The sequence below is a fragment of the Ancylobacter koreensis genome (assembly GCF_023016525.1).
GTDB lineage: Bacteria > Pseudomonadota > Alphaproteobacteria > Rhizobiales > Xanthobacteraceae > Ancylobacter > Ancylobacter koreensis.
Window position 1 is genome coordinate 72537 of sequence record NZ_JALKCG010000003.1, and the last position, 15616, is coordinate 88152.

At 68.4% G+C, this 15616-nt stretch carries 15 protein-coding genes; 13 read left to right on the plus strand and 2 right to left on the minus strand.

What is annotated here, in order from left to right; genetic code table 11:
* Window positions 1-31: 31 nt before the first annotated feature.
* The gene (locus tag MWN33_RS10315; RefSeq protein ID WP_247200417.1) at window positions 32-421 is read right to left on the minus strand and encodes a hypothetical protein; all 390 of its coding nucleotides are present in this window, start codon (window positions 419-421) and stop codon (window positions 32-34) included.
* A 9-nt stretch (window positions 422-430) separates the two neighbouring features.
* Window positions 431-1450: a hypothetical protein gene (locus MWN33_RS10320; RefSeq protein WP_247200418.1), complete on the minus strand. Its 1020-nt coding sequence runs from the start codon at window positions 1448-1450 to the stop codon at window positions 431-433.
* 353 nt (window positions 1451-1803) lie between these two features.
* Between MWN33_RS10320 and MWN33_RS10325 the strand changes: the two genes are divergently transcribed.
* The 13 genes from MWN33_RS10325 (at window position 1804) to lpxB (ending at window position 15568) form a co-directional block, all read left to right on the plus strand.
* Window positions 1804-2802 (plus strand): 30S ribosomal protein S2, encoded by a 999-nt coding sequence (locus MWN33_RS10325; RefSeq protein ID WP_247200419.1) that lies wholly within the window; start codon window positions 1804-1806, stop codon window positions 2800-2802.
* Window positions 2803-2920: 118 nt separating this feature from the next.
* Window positions 2921-3844: a translation elongation factor Ts gene (gene tsf / locus MWN33_RS10330; RefSeq protein ID WP_247200420.1), complete on the plus strand. Its 924-nt coding sequence runs from the start codon at window positions 2921-2923 to the stop codon at window positions 3842-3844.
* Window positions 3845-3980: 136 nt separating this feature from the next.
* Window positions 3981-4715, plus strand: a complete 735-nt coding sequence (gene pyrH, locus MWN33_RS10335; protein WP_247200760.1) for a UMP kinase — start codon at window positions 3981-3983, stop codon at window positions 4713-4715.
* A 128-nt stretch (window positions 4716-4843) separates the two neighbouring features.
* Window positions 4844-5407, plus strand: a complete 564-nt coding sequence (gene frr / locus MWN33_RS10340; RefSeq protein ID WP_247200421.1) for a ribosome recycling factor — start codon at window positions 4844-4846, stop codon at window positions 5405-5407.
* A gap of 74 nt (window positions 5408-5481) precedes the next feature.
* Entirely contained in the window at window positions 5482-6231 is a 750-nt protein-coding gene (locus tag MWN33_RS10345) for an isoprenyl transferase (protein ID WP_343313013.1), read from the plus strand.
* Between the two features lie 4 nt (window positions 6232-6235).
* Window positions 6236-7057, plus strand: coding sequence for a phosphatidate cytidylyltransferase (locus tag MWN33_RS10350; protein WP_247200422.1), 822 nt, complete (start codon window positions 6236-6238; stop codon window positions 7055-7057).
* A 142-nt stretch (window positions 7058-7199) separates the two neighbouring features.
* Window positions 7200-8345, plus strand: coding sequence for an RIP metalloprotease RseP (gene rseP, locus MWN33_RS10355; RefSeq protein ID WP_247200423.1), 1146 nt, complete (start codon window positions 7200-7202; stop codon window positions 8343-8345).
* Between the two features lie 215 nt (window positions 8346-8560).
* The gene (gene bamA / locus MWN33_RS10360) at window positions 8561-11011 is read left to right on the plus strand and encodes an outer membrane protein assembly factor BamA (protein ID WP_247200424.1); all 2451 of its coding nucleotides are present in this window, start codon (window positions 8561-8563) and stop codon (window positions 11009-11011) included.
* Window positions 11012-11099: 88 nt separating this feature from the next.
* Window positions 11100-12176 (plus strand): UDP-3-O-(3-hydroxymyristoyl)glucosamine N-acyltransferase, encoded by a 1077-nt coding sequence (gene lpxD / locus MWN33_RS10365; protein WP_247200425.1) that lies wholly within the window; start codon window positions 11100-11102, stop codon window positions 12174-12176.
* Window positions 12177-12179: 3 nt separating this feature from the next.
* Window positions 12180-12686 (plus strand): 3-hydroxyacyl-ACP dehydratase FabZ, encoded by a 507-nt coding sequence (gene fabZ / locus MWN33_RS10370; protein ID WP_247200426.1) that lies wholly within the window; start codon window positions 12180-12182, stop codon window positions 12684-12686.
* Window positions 12683-13510 carry an acyl-ACP--UDP-N-acetylglucosamine O-acyltransferase gene (gene lpxA, locus MWN33_RS10375; protein WP_247200427.1) on the plus strand — a complete coding sequence of 276 codons (828 nt, stop codon included), beginning with the start codon at window positions 12683-12685 and terminating at the stop codon, window positions 13508-13510. Before fabZ ends, lpxA begins: the two co-directional genes overlap by 4 nt.
* Window positions 13485-14393 (plus strand): LpxI family protein, encoded by a 909-nt coding sequence (locus MWN33_RS10380; protein WP_247200428.1) that lies wholly within the window; start codon window positions 13485-13487, stop codon window positions 14391-14393. The genes lpxA and MWN33_RS10380 overlap by 26 nt, the downstream gene beginning before the upstream one ends.
* Window positions 14390-15568, plus strand: a complete 1179-nt coding sequence (gene lpxB, locus MWN33_RS10385; protein WP_247200429.1) for a lipid-A-disaccharide synthase — start codon at window positions 14390-14392, stop codon at window positions 15566-15568. Before MWN33_RS10380 ends, lpxB begins: the two co-directional genes overlap by 4 nt.
* Window positions 15569-15616: the final 48 nt, after the last annotated feature.

A 15616-nucleotide genomic window follows, 5' to 3' on the forward strand; every position in this document is an offset into this window, starting at 1 on the left:
GTGCGTCGCCGGCGGTGGAAGGGCGCGACGATCAGACCAGCGCCAGCACCGGCGCGAGTGCCTTCAGCAGGGCGGCCGTCGTCGTCAGCATCTCGCGCAGTGAGTCGAGGTCCTTCTTGAGCTGGGTGAGGTCCTTCGTCGTCGAGCCGATGGACCTCGCCAGCCTGTCGAGGTCCTGGGCGGAGCCGGAGAGCGACAGCGCGCTCAATTGCTGGATGATGTCGCGGATATAGCCGCGGACCGGCCAGAGCTGGATGCGGGCGTCGGCCGGCATCTCGTCGAAAGCGTCCTGAAGCTTTTCGAACGCCGCGTTCAGGGCGTCGATTTCAGCCTTGGACGGGATTCGAATGGGGTCCGATGCGGCCGCGGTCTTGGCGGAGGTCTTGGCGGAGGTCTTGCCGACGGGCTTGGCGGGAGACATGGCTTACTCCTAGCGTTTCGCGTCCTGAAGGGCCTGCAGCTTGCCGATCTCGGTCGCGATCGCGCCCACCTGCTGGACGAAGGCGAGCAGCGCCGCCGTACGCGCCTGCGGCTTGTCGAGGCTGGCGATGATCTCGGCATGGGCGTTCGCCATGGCGGCGATGGCCGCCGGCAGGCGGGCGAGGGCCTCGTGCTGGACAAGCAATGCGTCGCGTTCGCTGACGAGGGCGACATAGAGCTCGTAGCGCCGCTGGAACTCCTCGCCCTTCGCCAGCACGGGCGGACCGTTGCCTGTCGCGGGATCGGCCCGGCCGGGTTCGGCCGTCGCCGCCGGTTCGTCCGGCGGCGGGGTGCGGGCGAGGTCGAGGCGGATGCTGATAAGGCTGTCGTAGTCCCTCAGCAGCTTGCCTGTGTCCGTCCGGATCGCCGTCACGATGCGGGTGAGGGGCGCCTGCGCCTGTTCGAGCAGCGGCTGCACGTCCTCCATGGCGGAACGCAACTGCCTTGCGGCGTGCAGTTCGAGCCCGATCTGCACGATGTGCGAGGCGATGTTCGCCACAGCCGTGATCTGCGGAGTTACGGAGGCAGGAGCCCCCGTCGCGGTCGCCACCCCTCCCACGGCTCCGCCGAGCGTGGCGACCGCGCCGGAGGCGCCGGTGACGAGCGCGGGATCGTTCGCCGCCGCCAGTGCCTTCGCGTATGCGGTGACGGCGCCGAGGAAGCCGGTGACGCTGCGCCAGAGCGCGACGCCATGGCCGCCGAGAAGCTTGTCGGGATTGGGGGAAACATCGACGGCGCCCTTGGCGGCGTAGGCCTGCGCCTTCTCGGCGACATGCACTTTCTGGTTCATCGCCGCGTTGAAGTCGGCCGCCGCATTCGCGCTCGTCAGCAGCCCGCCGGTCGCGCTGGCGAAGGCCTGGATGGATTCGCTCGATGGACGGGCACAGCCGTTCAGGCCGACGAGCGTCAGCGCAAGAGCGGCGACGCGTGCGCGCGCACTCAGCGACGTGAGCGAGGATGTGTGCGCCACGCGGATCGCCCCCGGAACCAGCCAGCACAGCCTTGATAAGTATCATGATAGTATGCATGTTATAGTTGTAATTGCAATGGTTCTACCGCGACACCGAACCGGACCGACGGGCATCGACATTTCCGGTCCTCGCGCCCGCCCGCCCGTGGCTCTTTCCCACCAGCTTGCCTCGCGCGCCGGCTTCCCCTATAAGCCGCGCCATTCCGCACGCGGACTCGCGGCCGGGCTCCCTTCGTCGTTTCCGAACGTCTGATCGTTTCGAACGCTTGGCGCCCAATGGCCGCTCCGGTGCCGTGACCGAAATCCCTCGGCACGGCCATGTCCGCGGAGGCCTAACCGGACGAGAGACGACAATGGCGCTTCCTGAATACTCCATGCGCCAGCTCCTGGAAGCTGGCGTGCACTTCGGGCATCAGTCCCACCGCTGGAACCCGAAGATGGCCCCGTTCATCTTCGGCACCCGCAACAACATCCACATTCTCGACCTGGCCCAGACCGTGCCGGCGCTGCACCGCGCGCTGCAGGCGGTGTCCGACACCGTGGCCCGTGGCGGCCGCGTGCTGTTCGTTGGCACCAAGCGCCAGGCGTCCGATGCCGTGGCCGATGCGGCCAAGCGCTCGGCCCAGTACTATGTGAACTCCCGCTGGCTCGGCGGCATGCTGACCAACTGGAAGACCATCTCGCACTCCATCGCCCGCCTGAAGAAGCTCGAAGAGCTGCTCGCGGCCGGCGAGGGCGTCGGCTACACCAAGAAGGAGCGCCTGACGCTCCAGCGCGAGCGGGAAAAGCTCGATCGCGCCCTTGGCGGCATCCGCGACATGGGCGGCATTCCCGACCTGCTGTTCGTGATCGACACCAACAAGGAAGACCTGGCCGTCGCCGAGGCCCGCCGCCTCGGCATTCCGGTCGCGGCCATCCTCGACACCAATTGCGATCCGGACGGCATCGCCTTCCCGGTTCCGGGCAATGACGACGCCGGCCGCGCGATCAACCTCTATTGCGATCTGGTCGCGCGTGCCGCCATCGACGGCATCGGCCGCGCCCAGGGCGATCTCGGCATCGACGTCGGCGCCTCCGAGGCCCCGCTGGTCGAGGAACTGCCGGCCGAGACCGTCTGGACGAGCCTTGAGCCGCTCTCGGGTCCGCGCGGCATCGCCGACGACCTGAAGAAGCTCACCGGCGTGTCGCCGGCGATCGAGAAGAAGCTGACCGATCTCGGCATCTTCCACTACTCGCAGATCGCCGGCCTGAACGCCGACGACGCGCACCGCCTCGGCGAAGAAGTCGGCCTGCCCGGCCGCGTCGACGGCTGGGTCGCCCAGGCCAAGGAGCTGACCGCCGAGGTCGAGTGATCGCTCCTTCGCGAAGGTGTCACCTCGTGACACCAAGCATGGCATTGCGCGGCCGGCCCGGAACCCTCCGGCCGGCCGTGTCTTCGAATGAATGACTGGATCTTTTGAGGGATCGAACATGGCCAACATCACCGCTGCCCTGGTGAAGGAACTGCGCGACAAGACCGGCGCCGGCATGATGGACTGCAAGGCGGCGCTGAACGAGGTCGACGGCGACATCGAGGCGGCTGTCGACTGGCTGCGCAAGAAGGGCCTCGCCAAGGCCGCCAAGAAGGCTGGCCGCGTGGCCGCCGAGGGCCTGATCGGCCTCGCCGTCTCGGGCGCCACCGGCGTCGTCGTCGAGGTGAACTCCGAGACCGACTTCGTGGCGCGCAACGACCAGTTCCAGCAGCTCGTGCGCGACATCGCGACCGTTGCGCTGACCACGGCGGATGACGTCGAGGCGGTCAAGTCGGCGGCCTATCCGGCCGGCGGCACCGTGGCCGACGCGATCAACAGCGCCGTCGCCACCATCGGCGAGCACATGAACCTGCGCCGCTCCAGGAAGCTGGAAGTGTCGACGGGCGTCATCGGCTCCTATGTCCACGGCTCGGTGGGCGAAGGGCTCGGCAAGATCGGCGTGCTGGTCGCGCTCGAATCGACCGGCAAGGCGGACGAGCTGGCGGCGCTTGGCCGGCAGATCGCCATGCATGTCGCCGCCGCCAACCCGCAGGCGCTCGACGCCGCCGGCATCGAGGCCGATGTCGTCGCCCGCGAGCGCGGCGTGCTGGCCGAGAAGGCCAAGGCCTCCGGCAAGCCCGACAATGTCGTCGAGAAGATCGTCGAGAGCGGCCTGAAGACTTTCTACAAGGAAGTCACGCTGGTCGAGCAGGCCTTCATCCACGATCCGTCCAAGACGGTCGCCCAGGCGGTGAAGGAGAGCGAGGGCAAGGTCGGCGCGCCGATCAAGCTGGTCGCCTTCGTGCGCTTCGGCCTCGGTGAGGGCGTCGAGAAGCAGGAAAGCGACTTCGCCGCCGAAGTCGCCGCCGCCGCCGGCGTCTGACCGCTTCTCACGTTGATAAATCCACGCCGGGCCGCCGAAGGGCAGCCCGGCGTGTTTTACTGTGCGCGGTCGCGAATCGCGCCAAGTTCAGAGGTGCCCCATGTCGCTTCCTTCGGAGATGTCGCTTCCTTCGGAGATGTCGACCCGTTCGGACCGGAACGGACCCGTCTATGGGCGCGTGCTGGTGAAGGTGTCGGGCGAGGCGCTGATGGGCACCGAGCCTTTCGGGCTGCACTGGCCGACCATCGAGCGCATCGCGCAGGACCTCGTCGAGGCGAAGTCGACCGGGGCGGAGATCGCGGTCGTCGTCGGTGGCGGCAACATCCTGCGCGGCGCCAGTGTGGCGGGGCAGGGGCTCGACCGCGCCACCGCCGACCATATGGGCATGCTGGCCACCGTGATGAATGCGCTGGCGCTGGAGAAGGCGGTCGAGCAGGCCGGCAGCCCGGCACGCACGCTTTCCGCCATTCCCATGCCGACCATCTGCGAGCCCTATGCCCGTCAGACCGCTTCCCGTCACCTGACGCGCGGGCGTATCGTGCTGCTGGCCGGCGGCACCGGCAATCCCTACTTCACCACCGACACCGGCGCCGTGCTGCGCGCCGCCGAGCTGGACTGCGGCGCGGTGATGAAGGCGACCAATGTCGATGGCGTCTATACCGCCGATCCCAAACTCGATCCCGATGCCCGGCGCTATGAGCGCCTCACGCATGACGAGGCGCTGGCGAAGGATCTCAAGGTGATGGACGCGGCTGCTTTCGCCCTTGCTCGCGAATCGAAGCTGCCGATCGTCGTGTTCTCCATCCGCGAGCCGGGCGCCATCGCGGCGGCCATTCGCGGCGAGGGGCGGTCGACGACCGTCGCGCCCTAGCGCTGGCGGAGGCCGTTCCGCACGGGGCTTGCCGAGTAGCCGCTTGCCTTGGGCGCCGTTAGATTGGATAAGCCCGGCAACGGGCACCGGCCGGCCTTGCGCCGGCGCACAGTTGAACGAGGTTCGTCATGAGTTCTGGTCCGATCGACATTTCCGATCTCAAGCGCCGCATGCAGGGCGCCATCGGCGTGCTGAAGCAGGAGCTTTCGGGCCTGCGCACCGGCCGCGCCTCGGCGAGCCTGCTGGAGCCGCTTCAGGTGGACGCCTATGGCAGCCACATGCCGCTCAACCAGGTGGCCTCGGTGAACGTGCCGGAGCCGCGCCTGCTGTCGGTCCAGGTGTGGGACCGCGGCATGGTGGCGGCGGTCGAAAAGGCGATCCGCGACTCCAATCTCGGCCTCAACCCGCAGACCGAGGGCCAGGTGCTGCGCGTGCGCATTCCCGAGCTGACGCAGGATCGCCGTCAGGAACTGGTCAAGGTCGCGCATAAATACGCCGAGGCGGCGCGCGTCTCCGTCCGCCATGTACGGCGCGACGGACTCGACGCGCTGAAGAAGGCGGAGAAGGATGGCGAGATGAGCTCCGACGATCTCGACCGCCTCGCCGATCAGGTGCAGAAGGCGACGGATCAGTCGATCTCGGAGATCGATCAGGTGCTCTCCGCCAAGGAGAAGGAAATCCTGGCGGTCTGATATCAGGCACCGGAGGGGGCTCCGTGAATATTGCGAGGCTTGGCGTGCAGCTTGGCGTGCCGGCGGGTGCAGCCATAAAGAACGAGGCGCAGGGGGCGGCATCGCCGCCCCTGCCGGCGCCGCGTCATGTCGCGATCATCATGGACGGCAACGGGCGCTGGGCGCAGAGCCACGGCCTGCCCCGCTTCGAAGGCCACCGTCGCGGCGCCGAGGCGGTGCGGCGCACCGTCACCGCCGCGCAGGAGCTCGGCATCGAGGCGCTGACGCTCTACAGCTTCTCCAGCGAGAACTGGTCCCGCCCCGAGCAGGAGATCTTCGAGCTGATGGGGCTGCTCAAGCGCTTCATCCGTTCGGACCTGCAGGAGCTGCACGCCAAGAATGTGCGCCTGCGGATCATCGGCGAGGGTCATCCCACCGATCCGGAGGTGCAGCAGCTCCTCGACGACGCGCAGACACTCACCAGCGCCAATACCGGCGTCCGGCTGACCGTGGCGTTCAACTACGGCTCGCGCAACGAGATCGCCCGCGCCGCGCAGGAGCTCGCGCGGCAGGTCGCCGCCGGCCGGCTGCGGCCGGAGGAGATCACCCCGGAGCGTTTCGGCGAGGCGCTCGACACCGTCGGCCTTCCCCCGCTCGACCTCATGATCCGCACGAGCGGCGAACAGCGCCTGTCGAACTTCCTGCTCTGGCAGGCCGCCTATGCCGAGCTGGTGTTCCTGCCGGTCTACTGGCCGGATTTCGACCGCACCTGGCTGGAGCGTGCGCTGGCGGAGTTCGGCGGACGGGAGCGCCGTTTCGGCGGCGTCACGCCGGGCGAAGGTTGAATCGTTGAGAATCGGAGCCGATTTCCTGCCACGTCTCGCCTCGGCGCTGGTCATGGCGCCGGTCGCGGTGCTGGCGGTGTGGTGGGGCGGCTGGCCGTTCACGCTGCTTGTCGCCGTCGCCGCGCTGACCCTGCTGTGGGAGTGGCTGCGCATGATCGCGGCCAAGCCGCATGCCCTGCTGCTCGCCATCGGCGGCGCGGCGCTGTTGCTCGCTCTGGCGATGCTGGCCATCCGTCCCGCGCCCGTCGCCATGGCGATCGTCATCCTTGGCGCCATCGCCTCGGCCCTCGCTGCGCGCGGCGGACGCGAGCGCCGGCTCTGGGCGCCGTTCGGCGTGCTCTATGCCGGCGCGCTGGCGCTTCCCGCTGCGGTGCTGCGGGAGGACGGCGAGCTGGGGCTGGTGGCCGTGATCTGGCTGTTCGCCGTCGTCTGGTCGACGGACATCGCCGCCTATTTCTGCGGACGGCTGATCGGCGGGCCGAAGCTCTGGCCGCGCGTCAGCCCGAACAAGACCTGGTCCGGCGCCATCGGCGGAACGCTCGTCGCCACGCTGGCGGGCATGGCGACGCTGCATCTGGCGGGTGTGCACACCGCGATCCTCGCGGCGCCGGTGGGGCTGCTGGCGAGCGTCGCCAGCCAGGCCGGCGATCTCTTCGAATCCTCGATGAAGCGGCATTTCGGTGTGAAGGATTCGAGCCATCTCATTCCCGGCCATGGCGGGTTCATGGATCGGCTGGACGGCTTCGTCGCCGCCGCGGCGCTGGCGCTGCTGATCGGGCTGATCCGCAACCCGCAGGCGCCGGTGCGCGGGTTTCTGATGTGGTAGGCCGGGCAGGCGAGGGGACTGCGACCTCTTCGCCGGTCCCCATGGCCTTGCGCTATTGCCACGGGTTTGCCCAAGTTCGCCTTAAAGCCTGCTTATGGATCATGGGTCGCGCCGTCCGGCGCGGCCATCTGGGAACATGCTGATGGAATTTCTCGCCTCGATGGGCGGCAATGCGAGCTGGCTGCTCGGCTATGTCGTGCCGTTCCTCTTCGTGCTGACGATCGTCGTCTTCTTCCACGAGCTCGGCCATTTCTGGGTGGCGCGCCGGGCCGGTGTGAAGGTGGTCGCCTTCTCCGTGGGCTTCGGCCCCGAGATCGTGGGCTTCAACGACCGGCACGGCACGCGCTGGCGCCTGTCGGCGATCCCGCTCGGCGGCTATGTGAAGTTCCTCGGCGACGAGAACGCCGCCAGCACGCCCGACCATGGCGCGCTCGACGAGATGAACGAGGCGGACCGGCGCGAGAGCTTCTTCCACAAGCCGCTGGGCGCGCGCGCCGCCATCGTGGCGGCCGGGCCCATCGCGAACTTCATCCTCGCCATCGTGATCTTCGCCGGCCTGTTCATGACGGTGGGCCGGCAGGTGACGACGCCGCAGGTAGACGCCGTGCAGGCGGGCAGCGCCGCCGAGCGCGCCGGCTTCCAGCCCAACGACGTGATTCTGTCCATCGACGGCCAGCCCATCGATTCCTTCGGCGACATGCAGCGCGTCGTCAGCGTCAACGCCGAGCGCAAGCTGAACGTCGAGATCGAGCGCGGCGGCCAGCGTGTGACCGTCGAGGCGACGCCGGACCTGCGTGAGGTGACGGACAGCTTCGGCAACGTCCATCGGATCGGCGTGCTCGGTATCTCCCGCAACACGAGCGGGGGGCAGGTGCGCACCGAGCGATTCGGCCCGGTCGAGGCCGTGGGCATGGCGACTCGCGAGGTGTGGTTCATCGTCGACCGCACCTTCAGCTATCTCGGCGGCGTGGTGACGGGGCGCGAATCCGCCGATCAGCTCGGCGGGCCGATCCGCATCGCGCAGGTTTCCGGGCAGGTCGCGACCTTCGGGATCGGTGCGCTGCTTCAGCTTGCCGCGGTTCTGTCGGTCTCGATCGGACTTCTTAACCTCTTTCCTGTACCTCTGCTCGACGGCGGACACCTGCTTTTCTACGCCATCGAGGCGCTGCGCGGCCGCCCGCTCAGCGCACGGGCGCAGGAAGTGGGCTTCCGCATCGGTCTCGCCCTCGTCCTGATGCTGATGCTCTTTGCAACGTGGAACGATATCCTCAGTATATCAAAATCTTGATCCCGACTCGCGGCGGCGTTGCCGAGGCGCCACGCCAGCGGGAAAAGGCGTTAATGGCGGCCCGTTCGGTTTGCAGGCTCTTCAAAAGTCTGTATCAAACGGGGTGCAGGGTGAGGATCGACTCCGCACGCGTACCCTATGGTGCGCATTCGGGGGCTTCCCAGAACAACGGTAAGGTTGCGCACCAAATGGCTCGTTTCCGGTTCGTGAGTAAGATGGCTTCGGTCCTCGGTGTGGTGACGCTGATGGCCGTTGCCGGTGTCGCCGGATCAGTCGCCGTGCCTGGGGTTGCCGTCGCGCAGACGGCGAGTTCGATCGTCGTCGAGGGCAATCGCCGCGTCGATGCCGACACCATTCGCTCCTATTTTCAGACCGCCCCGGGCCAGTCGCTCACCCCGTCCAAGATCGACGAGGCGCTGAAGTCGCTCTACGCGACCGGCCTTTTTTCCGACGTCAGCATCAGCAGCCGCAGCGGCCGTCTGGTCGTGACCGTCGTCGAGAACGAGGTGATCAACCGCGTCGCCTTCGAGGGCAACAAGAAGGTCAAGGACGACCAGCTTTCCGGCGAGGTCCAGTCCAAGGCGCGTGCGCCGCTGTCCAAGACCACTGTGCAGGCCGACACGCAGCGCATCATCGACGTCTATCACCGCGCCGGCCGTTACGACGTGCGCGTGGTGCCAAAGACCATCGAGCGCGGCCAGGGTCGCGTCGATCTCGTCTTCGAAATCACCGAGGGCGAGAAGCTCGGCGTCTCCGAGATCCGTTTCGTCGGCAACAAGGCCTTCTCGGCTTACAAGCTGAAGGACGAGGTCACGACGACCGAGAGCAACTGGCTCTCCTGGCTCAAGAACTCGGACATTTACGACGTCGACCGCATCAATACCGACCAGGAGCTGCTGCGCCGCTTCTATCTGAAGAACGGCTATGCGGATTTCCGCATCCTGTCGGTGACCGCCGATCTCGACCGCAAGTCGGGCGGCTTCATCCTGACCTTCACCCTCGACGAGGGCGCGCAGTATCGCGTCGGCACGGTCGATGTGGCGTCCAACATCAAGGACGTCGACGTGGCCAACATCCGCGCCGCACTCCGCGTGGCGCCGGGTCAGGTCTATAACGCCGAGCTCGTCGAGAAGTCGGTCGAGAACGCCACCATCGAGGTGTCGAAGAGCGGCTACGCCTTCGCGCAGGTTCGTCCGCGCGGCGACCGCAACGTCGAGAACCGCACCATCTCCCTGACCTTCGCGGTCGAGGAAGGTCCGCGCGTCTATATCGAGCGCATCGAGATCCGCGGCAACACCCGCACGCGCGACTGGGTCATCCGCCGCGAGTTCGATCTCGCCGAGGGCGACGCCTATAACCGCGTGCTGGTCGACCGCGCCGAGCGTCGCCTGCGCAACCTCGGCTACTTCAAGGAAGTGAAGATCACCAACGAGCCGGGCACCGCGCCCGACCGCATCATCCTCGTGGTGACGGTCGAGGATCAGCCGACCGGCGAGTTCTCGGTCTCGGGCGGCTACTCCACCTCGGACGGTTTCATCGGCGAAGTGTCGATCTCGGAGAAGAACTTCCTTGGCCGTGGCCAGTATGTCCGCCTGTCGGGCCAGCTCGGCGAGAACGTGCAGGGCGTGGACTTCAGCTTCACCGAGCCGTATTTCCTCGACTACCGCGTGGCCGCCGGTTTCGACCTGTTCTGGAAGGAAACCAGCGCGACCGATTACAGCCCGTACGACACCTCGACCTATGGCGGCACGCTGCGCGTGGCCCTGCCGCTCACCGACGAGCTGACGCTGGGTCTGCGCTACACGCTGTCGCAGAAGGAAATTACGGTTAACTTCGACAACTGCGCGGATTACCTGTCGCCCGCTCAGTGCTACCTCTACAACCTCGACAGCCTGAGCAGCGTGTCCTGGGCCATCCTGGAAGTGAACGGCGAGTCGGCCATCACCTCGGCCGTTGGCTATACGCTGAGCTACAATCTGCTCGACAATAACCGCGACCCGACGAACGGCTACCTGCTCGAACTGAAGCAGGACTTCGCCGGCCTCGGCGGCGACGTGAACTTCGTCCGCACCACCTTCGACGCCCGCTACTACAAGCCTCTGTTCGGCGATTTCGTCCTCATGCTGCGCGGCCAGGCCGGTAACGTAGCGTCGTGGGGCGGCGAGGACCTGCGCATTCTCGATAACTTCTTCAAGGGTCCGGACCTCGTGCGCGGCTTCGCGCCGAACGGCATCGGCCCGCGCGACCTTGCGTCGGGCGACATCTGGGCCGGGGAAGATCCGAACGCTCTGGGTGGTACGCTCTACTGGGGCACGACGGCGGAAGTGCAGTTCCCGCTTTCCTTCCTGCCCAAGGACATCGGCATGAAGTTCGCCGTGTTCGCGGATGCCGGCTCGCTGTGGGATTATCAGGGCAATACGGTATTCCCGGGTACGCCCGGTTGGCAGGATGGCCTTACGGACTGCAGCGCGATACAGGGTTCGAAGACGCAAGGCTGGAACAATGTCTGCGTCGCCGATAGCGACCTGATCCGCTCCTCGGTCGGCGTCAGCCTGATCTGGCAGTCGCCCTTTGGTCCGCTGCGCTTCGACTACGCCTGGGCGCTGTCGAAGGAGTGGTATGACGAAACGCAGGCGTTCCGCTTCAGCGGCGGCACCCGCTTCTGATAGACTGCCTCCATATCGGTTGCACGGCGGCCCGGTTGTCCGGGCCGCTTGTGCGTTTGGGAAACAGGTCGGCGGTCGGCACGCGGCGATGAGCGATCCCTTTTTTCATCCGGCGCCCGCGCCGCTGACCATCGCGGAAATCTGCGCGCTGGTCGGCGCCCCGTCGCCGGCCAGCCCCGAGGCGGATCGGGCGATCGGCAATGTCGCCGCGCTCGGCGAGGCCGGACCCGCCGATCTCGCCTTCATGGACGGCGCCCGCCATGTGCCGGAACTGGCGGCCACGCGGGCCGGCGCCTGCCTCGTCACCGAGCGTTTCGCCTCGCATGTGCCGGCCGGGACGGTCGCCCTGCGGGTGGCGCGGCCGCAGGCGGCCTTCGTTGCGGTGACGCGCCGCCTTTATGAAAGCAGCCTGCGTCCCGGCTCCGTCTTCGGCCAGACCGGCGTCGCCTCGGACGCCATCGTGCATCCGCAGGCGCGGCTCGAGGCGGAGGTGACGGTGGATCCCGGCGCCGTCATCGGGCCGGGCGCCGAGGTTGGCGCGGGCACGGTGATCGGTGCGGGCGCGGTGATCGGGCCGGGCGTGCGCATCGGGCGCGACTGCTCCATCGGCGCCGGCGCCTCGCTGCAGCACGCGCTGCTCGGCGACCGGGTGATCGTGCATCCCGGCGCCCGCATCGGGCAGGACGGCTTCGGCTATCTCGGCGGCGCGCGCGGCCACGCCAAGATCCCGCAGATCGGCCGCGTCGTCCTTCAGGACGATGTCGAAATCGGCTCCGGCACCGCCATCGACCGCGGCGGGCTGCGCGACACGGTGATCGGCGAGGGCACGAAGATCGACAATCTCGTGCAGATCGCCCACAACGTCGTCGTGGGCCGGCACTGCATCATCGTCTCGCAGACGGGCATCGCGGGCAGCGCCACGCTCGGCGATTTCGTCGTCCTGGGCGGCCAGGTCGGCGTCATCGGCCATGTGCATATCGGCGACGGCGCGCGCATCGCCGCGACGAGCAATGTGAAGGACGACGTGCCGCCGGGCGTCGAGTGGGGCGGCTCGCCCGCCAAGCCGATGCGCGACTGGTTCCGCGAAGTGATGGCCGTCCAGCGTCTGGCGCGCGGCGACCGGCCGTCGGGCGGACCGCATGAGCGGCGACAAGAGGGGCAGTAGGGCATGGACGTGCAGACCGATACCGTCACCGCCGAAACCACCGTCAACGAGACCGCGTCTCTCGGCTCGGCCGACATTCTGCGGATTCTCGCGACGCTGCCGCACCGCTATCCGTTCCTGATGGTCGACAGGATCGTCGGCATCGAGGGCGACAGGAAGGCTGTCGGCATCAAGAACGTCTCGGCCAACGAGCCGCATTTTCAGGGGCATTTCCCCGACAACCCGGTGATGCCCGGCGTGCTCATCCTCGAAGGCATGGCGCAGACCGCCGGCACCATCTGCCTGCTGGAGCGCCCCGGCGAGGGGCCGCCGGCGCTCGTCTACTTCATGACCATCGACAAGGCGAAGTTCCGCCGTCCCGTCGTGCCGGGCGACGTGCTCGAATACCATATGACGCAGATCACCAAGCGCCGGAACATGTGGTGGTTCCGCGGCGAGGCGAAGGTCGACGGTCAGCTCGTGGCGGAGGCCGAGGTCGGCGCCATGATCGCCCGGGGGGCGGCCAAGTGAGCGCCGCGCGGATCGATCCGTCGGCACGCGTCGAGGACGGCGCCACGCTCGGCGAGGGCGTCGAGATCGGGCCGTTCTGCACGGTCGGGGCCAATGTCGTGCTGGAGGCCGGCGTGCGCCTCGTCTCGCACGTCGCCGTCACCGGCCATACCACGCTGGGCGAGGGGACGGTGGTCCATCCCTTCGCCTCGCTGGGCTCGCCGCCGCAATCCTATCATTACAAGGGCGAGCCGAGCCGGCTGCTGGTCGGGCGCAACTGCATCATCCGCGAACATGTGACGATGAACACCGGCACTGCCGGCGGCCATATGGAGACGGTGGTCGGCGAGGGCGGCATGTTCATGGTCGGCAGCCATGTCGCGCATGACTGCGTGGTCGGCGCGCATGCGGTCTTCGCCAACAACGCGACGCTGGCGGGCCATGTGACGGTCGGCGACAACGTGTTCATTGGCGGCCTGGCGGCGGTGCACCAGTTCACCCGCATCGGCGACGGCGCGATGATCGGCGGCATGTGCGGCGTGCATTTCGACGTCATTCCCTTCGGCCTGATGATGGAAGGCCATCCCGGCCTGCGCTCGCTGAACTACACCGGACTGAAGCGGCGCGGCCTCACGCTGGCGCAGCGCCGGCTGTTGCAGGGCGCCTATCGCGAGCTGTTCTACGGCGCCGGCACGCTGTCCGAGCGCACCGATCGCGTGGCCGGCGAGTTCGGCGAGGATGCGAATGTCATGCGCATCGTCGATTTCGTGCGTAGCGTCGGCCGACGCCGCCTGACCGTGCCCGTCGACTCGGTCGATCATGTCGGCGAGCCCGAAGCCGCCTGAGGGCGGCCCGGCCGGGCCCGAGGCGCCGGCGCCGGGCGCGCCGCTCGCCATCATCTGCGGCGGCGGCGCCTTTCCGCTGGCGGTCGCGCAGGCGGCGCGGCAGGCGGGGCGCCGTGTCGTGCTCTTCCCCATTCGCGGCTTCGCCGATCCTTGGGTCGAGGCTTGGCCGCATGCGTGGATCCATATCGGCCGCTTCGGGCTGCTCACGCGCGAGCTACGCCGGCGCGGCTGCCGGGATGTGGTGTTCATCGGCAATGTGCTGCGCCCGCGCGTGCGGGACATCCGCCTCGACTGGACGACGCTCACCTTGCTGCCGCGCGTGTTCCGCATGCTGCGCGGCGGCGACGATCACCTGCTCACCAGTGTCGGCCGGCTGTTCGAAGAGGCGGGCTTCCGCCTCGTCGGAGCGCATGAAATCGCGCCGGAGATTCTCATCCCTGCCGGACGGCTCGGCGCCGTGGCGCCGGATGCCGGACAGATGGAGGATATCGAGCTCGGCCGCCGGGTTCTCGCCATCACCGGACCGCTGGACATCGGCCAGGGTCTGGTGGTGATGAACCGGCATATCGTCGCCATGGAGGCGGCGGAGGGCACCGACCTGATGCTGGCGCGCGTCGCCGAGCTGCGCGCCATTGGCCGTATCAAGATGCCTACGCGCTGCGGCGTGCTGGTGAAGCGGCCGAAGGAGGGGCAGGACCGAAGGCTCGACCTTCCCTCACTCGGCGTGCGCACGGTCGAGGGCGCCGCGCGGGCGGGCCTTGCCGGCATCGCGGTCGAGGCGGGCGGGGTCATCGTCTCGGATGTCGAGGCGCTGCTGCGCGCGGCCGACGCCGCCGGGGTGTTCATCCACGCCTTCGCGCGCGACGAGGCGGGCGACGCATGAGCGGGCCGCTCGACGTGTTCATCGTCGCGGGCGAGGAGTCCGGCGACGCGCTCGGTGCCGGACTGATGGCGGAGCTCAAGGCGCTGCATCCCGCCGGCGTGCGATTCCGGGGCGTGGGCGGCGCGCGCATGCAGGCCCAGGGGCTGGCCACGCTGTTCCCCATGGAGGACATCACCGCCATGGGGTTCGCGCAGGTCATTGGCGGCCTGCCGCGCATCCTGCGGCGCATGGGGGAGACGGTGCGAGCCATTGTCGAGCGGCCGCCCGACATCCTCGTCATGGTCGACGCGCCGGACTTCACCCATCGCGTCGCCCACAAGGTGCGGGCGCGGCTGCCCGGCCTTCCCATCGTGAAATATGTCGCTCCCACCGTCTGGGTCTGGCGCGAGGGCCGGGCGCGGGCGATGGCGCCGGATTTCGACAGGGTGCTGGCGCTGCTGCCGTTCGAGCCGGAGGCGATGCACGCGCTCGACGGGCCGCCCACCACCTATGTCGGCCATCCCCTGCTCGGTGAACTCGACCGCCTGCGGCCGAATGCCGAGGAGGCCCGGCGCCGCGAGGCGAAGCCGCCGGTCCTTCTGGTGCTGCCCGGCAGCCGGCGCGCCGAGCTTGCGCGCCTCGGCGCCACGTTCGGCGCGGTGCTGGAGCGCTTGCAGACGTTGCAGCCGCCGCCCGACTGCGTGTTGCCGACGCTGCCGCGCCGTCTCGCGCAGGTCGAGCAGATGATCGCGAACTGGCCGGTCAAACCGCGCATCGTCGTCGACGAGGAGGAGAAGCGGGCCGCCTTCCGGGTCGCCCGCGCCGCGCTCGCCGCCTCCGGCACGGTGACGCTGGAGCTGGCGCTCGCCGGCATCCCGACCGTGGCCGCCTATCGCGTGCCGTGGCTGGAAGGGCGTATCGCGCCCTTCATCATCAAGGTGAAGACGGCGATCCTGCCGAACCTCATCCTGGGTGAGGCGGCGATGCCGGAATATCTGCAGTGGCACATCGACCCGCCCGCCATGGCGGCGCAGCTCGCCCGGCTGATCGAGGGGGGCGCGGAGCGCGAGGCGCAGCTCGCCGCCTTCGCGCGGCTCGACGCGGCGATGGGTGAGGGCGGCGAGCCGCCGAGCCGCCGGGCCGCCCGCGCGGTGCTTGAGACGCTTGCGAGTGGCCGGGGCGTGGGCGGCGCCTGAGCGGCGACTGCCTCGGCGCGTCACGAACGAGCCTCGAGCCGCCATGTC